This is a genomic window from [Mycobacterium] stephanolepidis (assembly GCF_002356335.1).
In the GTDB taxonomy this organism is placed as follows: Bacteria; Actinomycetota; Actinomycetes; order Mycobacteriales; family Mycobacteriaceae; genus Mycobacterium; species Mycobacterium stephanolepidis.
On sequence record NZ_AP018165.1, the window covers coordinates 2,286,038 to 2,300,391 of the forward strand.

At 66.6% G+C, this 14,354-nt stretch carries 11 protein-coding genes and 2 pseudogenes; 12 read left to right on the plus strand and 1 reads right to left on the minus strand.

Translation table 11 applies throughout. The features are described from left to right. Positions 1-9 precede the first annotated feature (9 nt). On the plus strand, positions 10-1,311 hold the full coding sequence (tyrS, locus tag MSTE_RS11270) for a tyrosine--tRNA ligase (RefSeq protein WP_096501253.1): 1,302 nt from the start codon (positions 10-12) through the stop codon (positions 1,309-1,311). Positions 1,312-1,317: 6 nt separating this feature from the next. On the opposite strand, the pseudogene MSTE_RS11275 reads toward tyrS, so the two are convergent. After that, positions 1,318-2,888: pseudogene (locus MSTE_RS11275) on the minus strand (ATP-binding cassette domain-containing protein). Positions 2,889-3,228: 340 nt separating this feature from the next. On the opposite strand from MSTE_RS11275, the gene MSTE_RS11280 reads away from it, so the two are divergent. The 11 genes and pseudogenes from MSTE_RS11280 to xerD all read left to right on the plus strand — a co-directional run bounded on the left by MSTE_RS11280 (position 3,229) and on the right by xerD (position 14,303). Next, positions 3,229-3,876 (plus strand): hypothetical protein, encoded by a 648-nt coding sequence (locus MSTE_RS11280; protein WP_162291627.1) that lies wholly within the window; start codon positions 3,229-3,231, stop codon positions 3,874-3,876. After that, a complete protein-coding gene (locus MSTE_RS11285) occupies positions 3,869-4,873 on the plus strand; it encodes an HAD-IIA family hydrolase (protein WP_096505748.1) in 1,005 nt (334 codons plus the stop codon). The genes MSTE_RS11280 and MSTE_RS11285 overlap by 8 nt, the downstream gene beginning before the upstream one ends. 49 nt (positions 4,874-4,922) lie before the next feature. Then, a complete protein-coding gene (locus MSTE_RS11290; RefSeq protein WP_096505749.1) occupies positions 4,923-5,132 on the plus strand; it encodes a hypothetical protein in 210 nt (69 codons plus the stop codon). Between the two features lie 2 nt (positions 5,133-5,134). Further along, positions 5,135-5,941, plus strand: a complete 807-nt coding sequence (locus MSTE_RS11295) for a TlyA family RNA methyltransferase (RefSeq protein ID WP_096501257.1) — start codon at positions 5,135-5,137, stop codon at positions 5,939-5,941. Next, entirely contained in the window at positions 5,941-6,861 is a 921-nt protein-coding gene (locus tag MSTE_RS11300; RefSeq protein WP_096501259.1) for an NAD kinase, read from the plus strand. The genes MSTE_RS11295 and MSTE_RS11300 overlap by 1 nt, the downstream gene beginning before the upstream one ends. 2 nt (positions 6,862-6,863) lie before the next feature. Further along, positions 6,864-8,633 (plus strand): DNA repair protein RecN, encoded by a 1,770-nt coding sequence (recN, locus tag MSTE_RS11305; protein ID WP_096501261.1) that lies wholly within the window; start codon positions 6,864-6,866, stop codon positions 8,631-8,633. Between the two features lie 127 nt (positions 8,634-8,760). Beyond that, complete coding sequence (gene steA, locus MSTE_RS11310; RefSeq protein ID WP_162291409.1) at positions 8,761-9,945, plus strand: putative cytokinetic ring protein SteA; 1,185 nt, start codon at positions 8,761-8,763, stop codon at positions 9,943-9,945. Positions 9,946-9,952: 7 nt separating this feature from the next. Further along, on the plus strand, positions 9,953-10,885 hold the full coding sequence (locus MSTE_RS11315; RefSeq protein WP_096501265.1) for a copper transporter: 933 nt from the start codon (positions 9,953-9,955) through the stop codon (positions 10,883-10,885). A 142-nt stretch (positions 10,886-11,027) separates the two neighbouring features. After that, positions 11,028-12,707, plus strand: a pseudogene (locus MSTE_RS11320) (CTP synthase); the annotation flags it as partial. 7 nt (positions 12,708-12,714) lie between these two features. Further along, positions 12,715-13,359, plus strand: coding sequence for an NUDIX domain-containing protein (locus tag MSTE_RS11325; RefSeq protein ID WP_096501269.1), 645 nt, complete (start codon positions 12,715-12,717; stop codon positions 13,357-13,359). Continuing rightward, the gene (xerD, locus tag MSTE_RS11330) at positions 13,356-14,303 is read left to right on the plus strand and encodes a site-specific tyrosine recombinase XerD (RefSeq protein ID WP_096501271.1); all 948 of its coding nucleotides are present in this window, start codon (positions 13,356-13,358) and stop codon (positions 14,301-14,303) included. The genes MSTE_RS11325 and xerD overlap by 4 nt, the downstream gene beginning before the upstream one ends. Positions 14,304-14,354: the final 51 nt, after the last annotated feature.

Here is a 14,354-nt window from a genome sequence, read left to right on the forward strand (position 1 = left end):
CGATAAGGGATGATCGTTGCCGTGGTTTCCAACATTCTCGACGAGCTGACCTGGCGCGGTCTCATCGCGCAGACGACCGATCGCGACACCCTCGCGGCCGATATCGCGAAGGGGCCGATCAGCGTCTATGGGGGATTCGATCCCACCGCCGCAAGTCTGCACGCCGGGCATCTGGTGCCGCTGCTGACCCTGAGCCGATTCCAACGGGCCGGGCATCGGCCCATCGTGCTGGCCGGTGGAGCGACCGGCCTCATCGGAGACCCGCGCGACACCTCCGAACGCAGCCTGCACGGAGCGGACACGGTGGCCGAGTGGGCAGACCGAATTCGCGGTCAATTGGAGCGTTTCGTCGAATTCGATGACAGCCCAACCGGGGCCGTCGTCGCGAACAACCTGGACTGGACCGGTCAGCTTTCCGCCCTGGAGTTCCTGCGCGACCTGGGTAAGCACTTCTCGGTGAACGTCATGCTCGACCGGGACACCATCCGGCGGCGCCTGGAGGGTGACGGTATCTCCTACACCGAGTTCTCGTACATGCTGTTGCAGGCGAATGACTACGTGCAGCTGTACCGAAAGTACGGCTGCTCGTTGCAGATAGGCGGCTCGGACCAATGGGGCAACATCGTCGCCGGCGTTCGGCTCGCTCGCCAGCTCGACGGCGCCTCGGTGCACGCGCTGACCGTGCCGTTGGTGACGGCGGCCGACGGCACCAAGTTCGGTAAGTCCACCGGGGGCGGCAACCTTTGGCTCGATCCCGAGATGACGAGTCCGTACGCCTGGTACCAGTACTTCATCAACACCGCCGATACCGACGTGGTGCGGTACCTGCGCTGGTTCACCTTCTTGTCGGCCGACGAGGTCGGTGAGCTGGAGACCGCAACGACCGAGCGGGCGCATGAGCGCGCCGCTCAGCGGCGTCTGGCCGCCGAGGTCACCACCTTGGTGCATGGTGAAAGCGCCACGCAGGCAGTCGAACTTGCCAGTGGAGCATTGTTCGGCCGGGGCGAGTTGGACCGGCTCGACGAGGGCACACTCACCGCGGCGCTCACCGAAGCCGGCAACGGTGAGCCCGCGCGGCTCGCGGACGGGGAACCCGACACCATCGTGGACCTCCTGGTGAGCAGCGGACTCTCGGAGAGCAAGGGTGCCGCACGCCGCACCCTCAAGGAGGGCGGTGTCTACGTCAACAACACCAGAGTTAACACCGAGGACTGGACGCCAAGCGACGGTGACTACCTCACCGGCGGTTGGCTGGTGCTGCGCCGCGGCAAGCGCAACATCGCCGGGGTGCAGCGAGTACGAGGGTCGTAGATTTCGCTACACCCATTGGGGTTCAACGCATTCCTTCACCTTGCCGTCCTCGCCGAAGACAAGGAAGCGTGTGAAGGTCCGGGCGAACCACCGATCGTGGGTGACCGCTATGACCGTGCCGTCGAAGGCCGCCAACGCATCCTCCAAGGCCTCCGCCGAATGCAGGTCGAGGTTGTCGGTGGGTTCGTCTCAGCAGACGGCGCCAGCCCGTAACGGTCCAGAATCCGTGAGGCCTGCTCGCGTCCGTGACCGGCACGGCGTTCATCCCCGTGATGCAGGATGTCGAGCAGCGTCCGATCCATCAGTCCCTCGTGATGATGCGTCTGCGCGAACCAGCCGGGACGGACTCGTGCGCCCAGCCGCAATCGTCCGTCGTGGCCTACCGCTTCGGGGATCATCTCGCCCACCGGCAGCTGATCGGGCTCCGGATCGGTACCGCCGCAGGCCAGCAGCCGCAAGAAGTGCGACTTACCGGTGCCGTTACCGCCGAGCACTGCGACCCGATCTCCGTACCACAGCTCGGCATCGAATGGGCTTGTGAGACCGGTTAATTCGAGACCTTCCGCGATCACGGCACGCTTGGCGGTGCGGCCGCCGGTAAGGCGCATGCGGACGTTCTGGCGCAGTGGAACTGCCTCGGGTGGCCCTGCCTCGTCGAATCGGCGCAGCCGGGTCTCGGCCGCTTGCAGACGGCTGGCCATATCGGAGTTGTACGCCGCCTTCTGTCGGTACATCAGCACCAGATCGCGGAGCGCCGCCCGCTGTTCGTCCCAGCGGCGACGCAATTCGGCGAGTTTGGCGTTACGGTCCGCCCGCGCCTGATGGTAGGTAGCGAACGACCCCGGGTGCACCCACAGCGTGGACCCGGCCCGGGTGGGTTCCAAGGTGGCGACCTGACTCGCCGCGCGATTGATCAGCTCGCGATCGTGACTGACAAACAGCACGGTCTTGGGCGACTCCGTGAGTCTGTCCTCAAGCCAGCGCTTGGCCGGGACATCGAGATAGTTGTCGGGTTCGTCGAGCAGCAGCACCTGGTGTGGACCGCGCAGCAACGATTCGAGCACCAGACGTTTCTGCTGCCCGCCCGACAGGGTGTTGACCCCGCGAAATCTCGCCAGCTCGAACGGAATTCCCAAGGCCGCGGTGGTGTGTACGTCACATTCGGTCTCGAATTCATACCCGCCCACATCGGCCCAGTCGGCCAGTGCCTGGGCGTACCTGAGCTGATCGCGTTCGCTGTCATGCTCCATCAGTGCCAGTTCGGCGCGGTCCAACCGTTCGGCGGTCGCTCTGATGCGATCCGGCGCCACCGACAGCAGCAGATCGCGGACGGTCGAGTCGTCACGAACGGAACCGATGAATTGCCGCATCACGCCGAGCTGTCCGCCCCGGGTGACGGCCCCGTCATGCGGATCGGTGTCGCCGGCGATGATGCGTAACAACGTTGTCTTTCCGGTCCCGTTGGGGCCGATCAGCGCGGTTTTGCTGCCTTCGCCGACCCGCAGGCTGACGTCGTGGAGAAGCGCTCGGCCGTCCGGGAGGTGGTAGCCGATGGCATCGAGCTGCACATGGCCCATGGATGAGCCGCTTGCGCGAAGACCAGCGGACATGGCGTTCAGTCTGCGCAACGGAACATGTGGATCGCCACCGAATTTCCGGCGAAGGGCCTGTTACCGGCATACTCGCGCTGTAAAGGAGGTGCCCGTGGACCAGCGAGGACCCAGGCAGCAGGGGCCCAGAAAACAAGGCCTGAGTCGCCCCGCACGCGATTCAGGCGCGCGGCGCGACGACCGCGGTGGCGGCGCGGCACGTCCGCGCCGGTCGGAAGAGCGCGGCGGCGATCGCCCGCAGCGCACTCAAGGGGCCGGGCCCCGGCGCACGGATGACCGCCAGGCGCCACGAAACTTCGGCCCACACATTCCTGACGAGGTCGAGGCCAAGCAGCTTGCGCCCGATGTCCGAGCCGAGCTGCTCAGCCTCGACAAGAACACCGCCGACACGGTGGCCCGGCATCTGGTCGTGGCGGGCAATCTGCTCGACGAAGACCCGGAAGCGGCGCTGGAGCACGCCAAGGCCGCCAAGAGCCGCGCGGCTCGCATCGCGGGCGTCCGCGAAGCGCTCGGTATCGCCGCCTATCACTGCGGAGACTGGGCGCTCGCGTTGTCCGAACTGCGGGCGGCCAAGCGTATGGGCACCCGCTCGCCACTGCTGGCGCTCATCGCCGATTGCGAACGGGGAGTGGATCGGCCCGAACGTGCTCTTGAACTCGCCCGCGGAGACGAGGCCAAGGCGCTCACCGGCGATGCCGCCGACGAACTGCGCATTGTCACCGCCGGAGCGCGCGCCGACATGGGGCAGCTCGATCAGGCGTTGGCGGTGCTGTCGACTCCCGCACCCGATCCGAAGCGTGTCGGCGTGGTCGCGGCACGGCTGTTCTATGCCTACGCCGACATTCTCTTGGCACTGGATCGCAAACCCGAAGCAGTGCAATGGTTCCTGCACGCGGCCAACGCCGATGTCGAAGGCCACACGGACGCTGAGGATCGGGCAGCCGAACTTGCCTGACACACTCGCCGGCGCCTACGACTGCCTGCTGCTGGACCTCGACGGCACGGTGTTCCGGGGTGCCGAACCCACTCCGAACGCCATTGCTGCGTTGTCGGCCGCCGGCGACGCGCGGCAGCTGTACGTCACCAACAACGCCAGCCGGTCCGCACCCGAGGTCGCCGAACACCTCACCTCCCTGGGCTTCACGGCGACCCCTGGTGACGTTGTCACCAGCGCCCAGAGTGCGGCCAGACTGCTCGCCGAGGCACTCAAGCGTGACGATGCGGTACTCGTGGTCGGCACCGAGGCGCTGGCCGCCGAGATAGCCGCCGTTGGCCTCACCCCGGTGCGCAGCTTCGATGCGGCTCCACGTGCAGTCGTGCAGGGGCACTCACCGGATACCTGCTGGACCACCCTTGCCGAGGCGGCACTCGCGATTCGGGCAGGCGCCTATTGGGTGGCGGCCAATGTCGACGCGACGCTGCCGACCGAACGCGGTCTGCTGCCCGGAAACGGGTCCATGGTCGCCGCACTGCGCACCGCCACCGACGCCGATCCGATCGTGGCGGGCAAGCCGGGACGTGCACTCATCGAGGACGCGCTGGCGCGTGGCAGCTTCGCGCGGCCGCTCGTCGTCGGCGACCGTCTCGATACCGACATCTCCGGAGCCAACGCCGCGGATTTACCCAGCCTCATGGTGCTCACCGGCGTAAACAGTGCCGTCGACGCGATCTGGGCGCACACCTCGCACCGGCCCACCTTCCTGGGCGCCGATCTGGGTGCATTGCACCTCCCGCAGACCGAGGTACGTATCGAACCGAAGCCGTCATGGCGGGTAACGGTGGATGCCGACCACGTGTCGGTCGACTCCGTCGATGGCACCGGAACGCCCCTGTCGCTGGCACAGGCACTGGCAGCCGCGGTGTGGGCAACAGGCTCGGCCCCGGCGATCAGGCCCATCGTGTCCGCCGATGACCTGGCAGAACAGGCCTTGCAGCGGCTTTCTGCCGGTTAGTGTGTCGTCGCCCCTGCCGCTCGGGGACGATCCACTAGCCTTGAGCGCGATGACCACCCCGAACGATGTCGCCCGTCACGCTGCCGGACCTGATCCCGCTGAGGTCAAGTCCCAGGTGCAGGCGCTGCTGGGTCAGCTCGACCCGCCTGCCGGCCTGGGTGAAACCGACGCCGAGCTGGATCTCGAAACCCAAGCCCAGGTCTTGGAGCAGGCACACGACGTGTTGGTCCGAGCGCTGGAATCCGCGGAGCAGGGATAGCAATGGCCCGGCACGCCAGGGTCGACGCCGAGTTGGTGCGTCGCGGGCTCGCGCGGTCGCGTCAGCAGGCGGCTGAACTGATCGACGCGGGACGTGTCCGTATCGACGGCATACCCGCCGCGAAAGCCGCGACAGCCGTGCCTGCGACGGCTTCGCTTGTGGTGCAGGGGGAGGCCGAAGACAAGTGGGTCTCGCGTGGCGCCCACAAACTCCTTGGGGCACTCGACGTCTTTGGCCCACAGGGACTTTCCGTGGAGGACAAGCGCTGCCTGGATGCCGGTGCCTCGACGGGCGGCTTCACCGAGGTGCTGTTGCGTTCGGGCGCTCGTGAAGTGGTCGCCGCCGACGTCGGGTATGGGCAACTGGCCTGGTCTCTGCAGTCCGACGATCGGGTCACCGTGTTGGACCGCACCAATGTGCGTGCCCTGACACCCGAACTGATCGGCGGACCGGCGCAGCTGATCGTGGCCGACCTGTCCTTCATATCGCTCGGATTGGTACTTGATGCGCTGATCGCCTGTGCCACAGACGATGCCGATATCGTGCCGATGGTCAAACCTCAGTTCGAGGTGGGGAAGGAACTCGTCGGCGCGGGAGGAGTGGTGCGTGACCCGCAACTGCGCACCGATGCCGTGGTCTCCGTCGCCCGTCGCGCGCAGACGCAGGGTTGGCATACCGCGGGCGTGACGGCCAGCCCGCTGCCCGGGCCGTCCGGAAACGTCGAATACTTTCTATGGCTGCGGAACACAGATTCCGGCCTGGATATCGAAACAGCCGTCGCCGATGCAGTATCGAGGGGACCCCAGTAATGAGCGAACGCAAGATCCTGCTCGTCGCGCACACCGGACGCGACGAGGTTACCGAAACTGCCCAGCGTGTCGCGAAAAAGCTGGGGGAGAACGGTATCGCCTTGCGTGTGCTGTCCGCCGAGGCCATCGATCGTGGCCCCGTGCATCTGGACCCCACCGAGTTCCGCTCCCTTGGTGTCGATGTCGAGGTTGTCGACGCAGACGAGAATGCGGCCACCGGGTGCGAACTGGTGCTGGTACTGGGCGGGGACGGCACATTTCTGCGGGCCGCCGATCTGGCACGTAGTGCAACCGCACCGGTGCTCGGAGTCAACCTGGGCCGCATCGGGTTTCTCGCCGAGGTGGAGGCTGAGGCGCTCGACGCCGTGCTCACCCATGTGGTCGAGGGCACCTACCGCGTCGAGACCCGGATGACGCTGGACGTCCTGGTTCGTATCGGCGGCGAGGTCGTCGAGCGCGGCTGGGCGCTCAATGAGGTCAGTATCGAAAAGGGCCCCCGGCTGGGGGTGCTGGGAGTGGTGCTGGAGATCGACGCCCGCCCCGTGTCCGCCTTCGGATGTGACGGGGTGCTGGTCTCGACACCCACCGGGTCAACGGCCTACGCGTTCTCCGCGGGCGGGCCGGTTGTGTGGCCGGATCTAGACGCAATTCTCGTGGTACCCAACAACGCTCATGCCTTGTTCGCCCGCCCCATGGTGACCAGCCCCGCCGCTACCGTCGCTGTGGAGATCGAGTCCGACGGGCACGACGCGCTGCTCTTTTGCGATGGCCGTCGTGAGAGCCGGGTACCGCCGGGCGGGCGGGTCGAGGTGGTGCGCGGCCATCAGCCGGTGCTATGGGCACGCCTGGACAGCAAGCCATTCGCCGACCGGGTCGTGCGTAAATTCCAGTTGCCCGTTAAGGGCTGGCGGGGAAGGTAATCGTGCTCACCGAGATTCGCATCGAGTCCCTTGGCGCCATACCCGCTGCGACTGCGGAGTTCGACAGTGGGCTGACCGTGCTGACCGGCGAGACCGGAGCCGGTAAAACCATGGTGGTCACCAGTCTGCACCTACTCGGCGGTGCCCGCGCCGACGCCAATCGGGTGCGGGCGGGCGCCGACCGTGCCGTGGTGGAGGGCCGGTTTCTCACCACCGATCCGCTGGGCGCCGAGCCCACCGACGTCACCGAGATCCTGGATTCCTCAGGGGCGCAACGGGATGACGACGGAAGTGTGATCGCCGCGCGTTCGGTGACCTCCGACGGCCGTTCGCGCGCATACCTGGGTGGACGCAGTGTGCCCGCCAAATCGCTGGCCAGCTTCACCGCGGGACTGCTCACCGTGCACGGGCAGAACGACCAGCTGCGGCTGATGCGCCCGGAGCAGCAGCTTGCCGCATTGGACAAGTTCGCCTCGGACGGGCCGGCCGGCATCGAGGCGCTACTCACCACCTATCGCAAGCTGCGCGAGGAGTGGCTCACCGCACGGCGCGACCTGATCGACCGCACCAACCGGGCGCGTGAGCTCGCGCAGGAGGCCGATCGACTCGGGTTCGCGCTCAACGAGATCGACACCGTCGATCCCAAGCCGGGTGAGGACGACCAGCTCACCGCCGATATCCATCGCCTGTCCGAACTCGACGCGCTGCGCGATGCGGCCGGCTCCGCACGCGGCGCGTTGGCGGGCACGGACTCCGAGGGCGGCGATGACGCCTCGGATTCGGCGATTGACCGCATCGCGAAGGCCAAGGTTCTCCTGGAAGCCACCGATGACACGGCTCTGCAGGCCCTGGCGCCACAATTGGCCGACGCGCTCGCGGTGGTCAGCGACGTCGCCCGCGAGTTGACCGCATTTACCGATGAATTGCCTAGCGATGCAAGCACACTCGAAGAGAAGCTGGCACGCCAGGGGCTGCTGCGTACGTTGACCCGTAAGTACGCCGCCGACCTGGGTGGGGTGATCGCCTGGGCGCAGGAGGCGCGCGGCAGGCTGGCCGAGGTCGACACCTCCGAGGAAACGCTTAATGCCATCGCTGCTCGCGTGGATCGGCTCGCCGGTGAACTGGCTGTCGCGGCAACGGCTCTGAGTAAGGCGCGCACGAAGGCCGCGAAGGCACTCGGTAAGGCCGTCACGGCTGAGCTGGCCGGTCTGGCGATGGACCGTGCCGTGTTCACCATTGCCGTGGAGCCCATCGCGGCCCGGGCCGATGACTCGGCGCCGTTGGCGCTGTCGGCCGGGCAGACTGTACACGCGGGATCAGCGGGTACCGACGCCGTCGAATTCGGATTCGCCGCCCATCGCGATAACCCATTACTACCGCTGGCCAAGAGCGCATCCGGGGGTGAGCTCTCGCGGGTGATGCTGGCCCTGGAGGTGGTGCTAGCCGCCTCGACTGCCGGAACCACCATGGTGTTCGACGAGGTCGACGCCGGGGTAGGTGGCCGTGCGGCCGTGCAGATCGGTCGACGGCTGGCCAAGCTGGCCCACACGCATCAGGTGATTGTGGTGACGCACCTGCCGCAGGTCGCGGCCTTCGCCGATATCCACCTCACGGTTGACCGGGTGAACAGCAAGGGCAGCGGTGTGCGCCGTCTGGATGATGACGACCGGGTTGCCGAACTGGCCCGCATGCTCGCCGGTCTCGGCGACTCCGACACCGGCCGGGCGCATGCCCGCGAGTTGCTCGACGCAGCCCGCTCCGAGCGGGGCTGAGACCCCTTTCCGCAAACAATCACAGGGCACGACTCGCGGAAAACCAGCGGTGCTGGAGTGACTAATGTGACAGGTGTTACGGCGCGCCTCCACAGGCTCAACGGCCCATCGCGTCATGATCACCTTCATGAACTTGACCACGATGCTTACACGAAGCAGCAGCTCCAGGCCCGGCATCGTCGGAACAGTGCGTACCGACAGGGACATCAACAGGCTGCTGCAACGCCTCAATCCGGGTGATATCGCCGTCATCGACATCCTCGATCTGGATCGCATCACGGCCGATGCTCTGGTGGACGCGCGGGTGAGTGCCGTCGTCAACGCTTCGCCGTCGATCTCCGGCCGGTACCCGAATCTGGGCCCCGAGGTGCTCGTCGCCAACGGCATCATCCTCATCGACAGCATCGGACCCGAGGTCTTCAAAAAGGTCAAGGACGGCTCCACGGTTCGCGTGCACAACGGCGGCATCTACAACGGTGATCGCCGTCTGATCGCGGGAACTCCGCGCACCGATGCGGACGTGCACGACCTGATGACAGAGGCGAAGACCGGATTGGTCGCGCACCTGGAGGCCTTCTCCGGCAACACCATCGAATTCATCCGCAGTGAGAGCCCGCTGCTGATCGACGGCATCGGCATCCCGGACGTCGATATCGACCTGCGCAACCGACACGTCATCGTGGTGTCCGACGGTACTGGTGCGGCGTATGACCTGAAGAACCTCAAGCCTTTCATCAAGGAGTACCAACCGGTTCTCATCGGGGTCGGGGGCGGTGCGGACATCCTGCGCAAGGCCGGGTACCGGCCGCTCATCGTGGTGGGCGACCCCCTGTTGATGAGCAACGATGTCCTGAAATCCGGTGCGCAGGTGGTGCTTCCCGCGGATGCCGACGGGCATGCCGCCGGGCTCGAGCGCATCCAGGACCTGGGAGTCGGGGCAGTGACCTTCCCGGCCGCGGGTTCGGCGGCGGACTTGGCGCTCCTGCTGGCCGATCATCACGGCGCATCGTTGATCGTCACCGTGGGCCACACAGCTTCCATCGAGGAGTTCTTCGATCGCGAACGCCAGCAATCCAATCCATCGACATTCCTGACCCGGCTCAAGGTCGGCGCCAAGCTGGTCGACTCCAAAGCCGTTGCGACGCTGTACCGCAACCGGTTCTCCGGCGGGGCCATCGCCTTGCTGATCCTCGCGGTACTGGTTGCCGTGATCACCATGCTGTGGGTCACCAGCGCAGGCGACAGCGCTGCGGAATGGCTGCTCGCATATTGGAACCGGTTGACGGTCTGGGTGCAGAACCTGGTCAGCTGAGTTACCCGTGATTACCCTGCGCCAGCACGCAATATCCCTCGCCGCGGTTTTCCTCGCACTCGCGGTGGGCGTCATACTCGGTTCCGGTCTGCTCAACGACACGCTGCTGTCCGGTCTGCGCGACGACAAGCGCACCCAGCAGCGGCAGATCGAGGACCTGAATCAGGACAAGAATGCCCTGGGCGAGAAGCTCAACGCGGCAAGCAACTTCGATGCCACGATGGCATCTCGAATGGTCTCTGGCGCCCTAGGTGATCGCAAGGTCGTGCTGATCACCACTCCGGAGGCGGACCGCGCCGATGTCGACGGCATCGCGCAGCTGATCGCCACCGCGGGCGGATCGGTATCGGGCCGGATCGGGTTGACCGATCAATTCACCGATGCCAATCAAGGCGAACGACTGCGCACCATCGTGAACTCATCGATTCTGCCCGCCGGCACCGCGCTGCGCACCGATGTCGTGGACCAGGGATCGCAGGCGGGTGACCTGGTGGGCATCGTGCTGCAGGTCCCGAAAGACCCGGCGCCGCCGGTGACCGACGAGCAGCGCGACATCGCACTGTCGGCGCTGCGTCAGAGCGGGTTCATCACCTACACCGACGGACAGGTGTCGGCGGGGAACCTCGCGGTGATCGTGACCGGGGGAGCACTACCCAACGACGCCGGAAACAAGGGTTCCACCGTCGCGCGATTCGCCGCCGCACTGGATCGGCGCGGCTCCGGCGCCGTGCTCGCCGGACGCAGCGGATCGGCCGACGGCATCGCGGCGATCGCCGTGACCCGGGCCGACAGCTCCATGGCCTCGGCCGCGAGCACCGTCGACGATATCGAGATGGCCTCGGGTCGCATCACCACCGTCCTGGCGCTGCGTGAACAGTCCGACAGCCGCTCGGGCCGATACGGGCTGGGTCCCGGAGCTACCTCCATCACGGTGCAATAGAAGGCCCGAAAAGGGGATCTAGCCCACACCGCACGGTGTGTTCAGCGCGGGTTGTCGGCGTGTTTGTTAGGGTGAGGTTCCGTGGGTCAGCAGGGCCCCGAGCTAGTCAGAATTGCCCTGCGCAGTCGTCACGGGAGCCAAGTTGGCAGGTCTACGCAAGCATCCTCAATCCGCCACCAGGCACCTCTTCGTCAGCGGCGGAGTCGCCTCCTCGCTGGGCAAGGGACTGACCGCCTCGAGCCTCGGGCAACTTCTCACCTCACGTGGTTTGCAGGTGACGATGCAGAAACTCGACCCGTACCTGAACGTGGATCCGGGCACCATGAACCCGTTCCAGCACGGCGAGGTTTTCGTGACCGAGGATGGGGCCGAGACCGATCTCGATGTCGGGCACTACGAGCGCTTCCTGGACCGCGACCTGTCCGGGTCGGCGAATGTCACTACTGGGCAGGTTTATTCGTCTGTCATCGCCAAAGAGCGACGTGGCGAGTACCTCGGCGACACCGTGCAGGTGATCCCGCACATCACCGATGAGATCAAGAGCCGCATTCTGGCCATGGCCGAACCCAACGAAAAGGGACAGCGGCCCGACATCGTCATCACCGAGATCGGCGGCACGGTCGGCGACATCGAGTCGCAGCCGTTCCTGGAGGCCGCACGCCAGATCCGGCATGACGTCGGCCGCGACAACGTCTTCTTCCTGCACGTATCCCTGGTGCCGTACTTGAAGCCGTCCGGCGAGCTCAAGACGAAGCCCACGCAACACTCGGTCGCCGCGCTGCGCAGCATCGGCATCACCCCCGACGCGCTGATCCTGCGCTGCGATCGGGAGGTGCCCGAGCCCCTCAAGAACAAGATCGCGCTCATGTGCGACGTCGACGTCGACGGTGTCATCTCCACTCCGGACGCCCCGTCCATCTACGACATCCCGAAGGTGCTGCACCGCGAGGAACTCGACGCGTACGTGGTGCGCCGACTCAACCTGCCCTTCCGCGACGTCGATTGGATCGAGTGGGGCGATCTGCTGCAGCGCGTCCACGAGCCCAGCGAAACCGTACGAATCGCCTTGGTGGGCAAGTACATCGACCTGCCCGATGCTTATCTGTCGGTCACCGAGGCGCTGCGCGCCGGCGGGTTCCGGCACCGTACAAAGGTCGACATTAAGTGGGTGCCCTCGGACGATTGCGAGACCGAGGCAGGTGCGCAGTCCGCGCTCGGGGATGTCGACGGGGTGCTGATCCCCGGCGGTTTCGGCATCCGGGGCATCGAGGGCAAGCTCGGCGCCATCCGCTACGCCCGCAAGCGGCGCATCCCGATGCTGGGCCTGTGTCTGGGGTTGCAGTGCATGGTGATCGAGGCGGCGCGTTCGGCGGGTCTGGCCGACGCCAACTCGGCCGAGTTCGATCCCGAGACCCCGAGTCCGGTGATCGCCACCATGGCCGATCAGGTGCGGGCGGTCGCCGGTGAGGCGGATCTGGGCGGAACGATGCGCCTGGGTGCCTACCCCGCGATCCTGGAAGCCGATTCCATCGTCGCCGAGGCGTATGGAACGACCGAGGTGTCCGAGCGGCACCGGCATCGCTACGAGGTGAACAACCCCTACCGGGACAAGATCGCCGAGAGTGGCCTGCGGTTCTCCGGCACATCGCCGGACGGGCACCTGGTGGAGTTCGTCGAGTACCCGAGGGACGTCCATCCCTTCGCGGTCGCCACCCAGGCTCACCCCGAGCTCAAGAGCCGTCCCACCCGTCCGCATCCGCTGTTCGTCGCATTCATTCGCGCAGCAATGGAATACAAAGCGGCCGAGCGTCTTCCGCTGGATCCTGACAGTGAGTAGCGGGGCTTCCGGGGAGGGTGAACGCCACGAGTTCGTCACCCTGGAGTCCGAGCCCATGTACATGGGCGGCATTCTGGCGCTGCGCCGCGACCGTGTCGCGATGCCCGGCGGCGGAAGCGCGATCCGCGAGGTCGTCGAGCACTACGGGGCCGTCGCGGTCGCCGCGGTGGATGAGGTCGGGCGGGTCGCACTGGTGCATCAGTACCGCCATCCGCTCGGGCACCGGCTATGGGAACTGCCCGCCGGGCTGCTGGACATAGCGGGGGAGGACACCCAACTGGCGGCCGCACGCGAGCTGCAGGAAGAAGCGGGCGTCGAGGCGACCACCTGGCGGGTACTTGTGGACGCCGCCGCCTCACCCGGCTTCACCGACGAGGTGGTCAGGGTCTTTCTTGCCACGGGACTGTCGCATCCGGGCCGCGGCGAAAGTCATGACGAAGAGGCCGATATGACGGTGCACTGGGTGCCGCTGGCCGAGGCGGTGTCCATGGTGCTCGCCGGCGAGATCGTGAATGCTATTGCCGCGGCAGGCATTCTGGCCGCACATGTAGCCCTCGCCGGTCACCACACCCGCGCCTCGGACGCCCCCTGGCCGGACCGGCCTACGGCCTTTGCGGAACGTAAGGCGCGAATGTGACGGTGGCGGTCCGGCTCCTGGACGGTGAGATCCAGTCCTATCTGGATCACCTCGACGTGGAACGCGGCGTCGCCGCGAACACGCTGAGCTCATACCGTCGCGATCTGCGCCGCTATCAGCAGCATCTCGCCGACCGCAAGATCGACCGCCTTGCCGACGTGTCCGAATCCGATGTCAGCGATTTCGTGGTGACGCTGCGCCGGGGTGACCCCGAGCATGGCGTCCCCGAACTGTCCGCGTCCTCGGCCGCCCGCGCGTTGATCGCCGTGCGTGGTCTGCACCGGTTCGCGGCCATCGAAGGGCTGGTGCCGACGGACGTTGCCCGCGCCGTCAAACCGCCGACCCCCAACCGGCGGCTGCCCAAGAGTCTCACCGTCGACCAAGTCGAGGCCCTGTTGGCCGCCGCGGGCGGAGGCGCCACGGACGGCCCGCTCGATCTGCGCAACCGCGCGCTCCTGGAACTGCTGTATTCGACCGGTGCCCGGATCTCCGAGGCTGTGGGGCTCGATGTCGACGATGTCGATGTTCAGGCTCGTTCGGCCTTGCTCTGGGGCAAGGGCGGCAAGCAGCGGCTGGTGCCCGTGGGGCGTCCCGCGGTAGAAGCGCTCCAGGCGTACCTGGTGCGCGGCCGTCCGGACCTGGCGCGACGAGGGCGCGGCGGTGTGCCCGCCCTCTTCCTGAACTCGAGGGGTGGACGGCTCTCGCGTCAAAGCGCCTGGCAGGTACTGGCCGATGCCGCCGAACGCGCCAAGATCAGCGCGGCCGTATCGCCGCACACGCTGCGGCACTCCTTTGCAACGCACCTCCTGGAAGGCGGTGCCGACGTTCGCGTCGTGCAGGAACTGCTCGGCCATGCCTCGGTCACCACGACGCAGATCTACACGCTGGTCACCGTCAGTTCGCTGCGCGAAGTGTGGGCTGGTGCACATCCCCGCGCCCGATAGTGCCGACTCCATGCGCGGGTTGCCGCTACCGCACGCCGTAACCCCACTAGA

What these genes read in the sequence shown, in the direction of transcription:
- tyrS (WP_096501253.1), top strand. Translation starts at nt 10, where the DNA reads ATGATCGTTGCCGTGGTTTCCAACATTCTCGACGAGCTGACCTGGCGC.
- MSTE_RS11290 (WP_096505749.1), top strand. Translation starts at nt 4,923, where the DNA reads ATGACCACCCCGAACGATGTCGCCCGTCACGCTGCCGGACCTGATCCC.
- MSTE_RS11295 (WP_096501257.1), top strand. Translation starts at nt 5,135, where the DNA reads ATGGCCCGGCACGCCAGGGTCGACGCCGAGTTGGTGCGTCGCGGGCTC.
- MSTE_RS11300 (WP_096501259.1), top strand. Translation starts at nt 5,941, where the DNA reads ATGAGCGAACGCAAGATCCTGCTCGTCGCGCACACCGGACGCGACGAG.
- steA (WP_162291409.1), top strand. Translation starts at nt 8,761, where the DNA reads ATGAACTTGACCACGATGCTTACACGAAGCAGCAGCTCCAGGCCCGGC.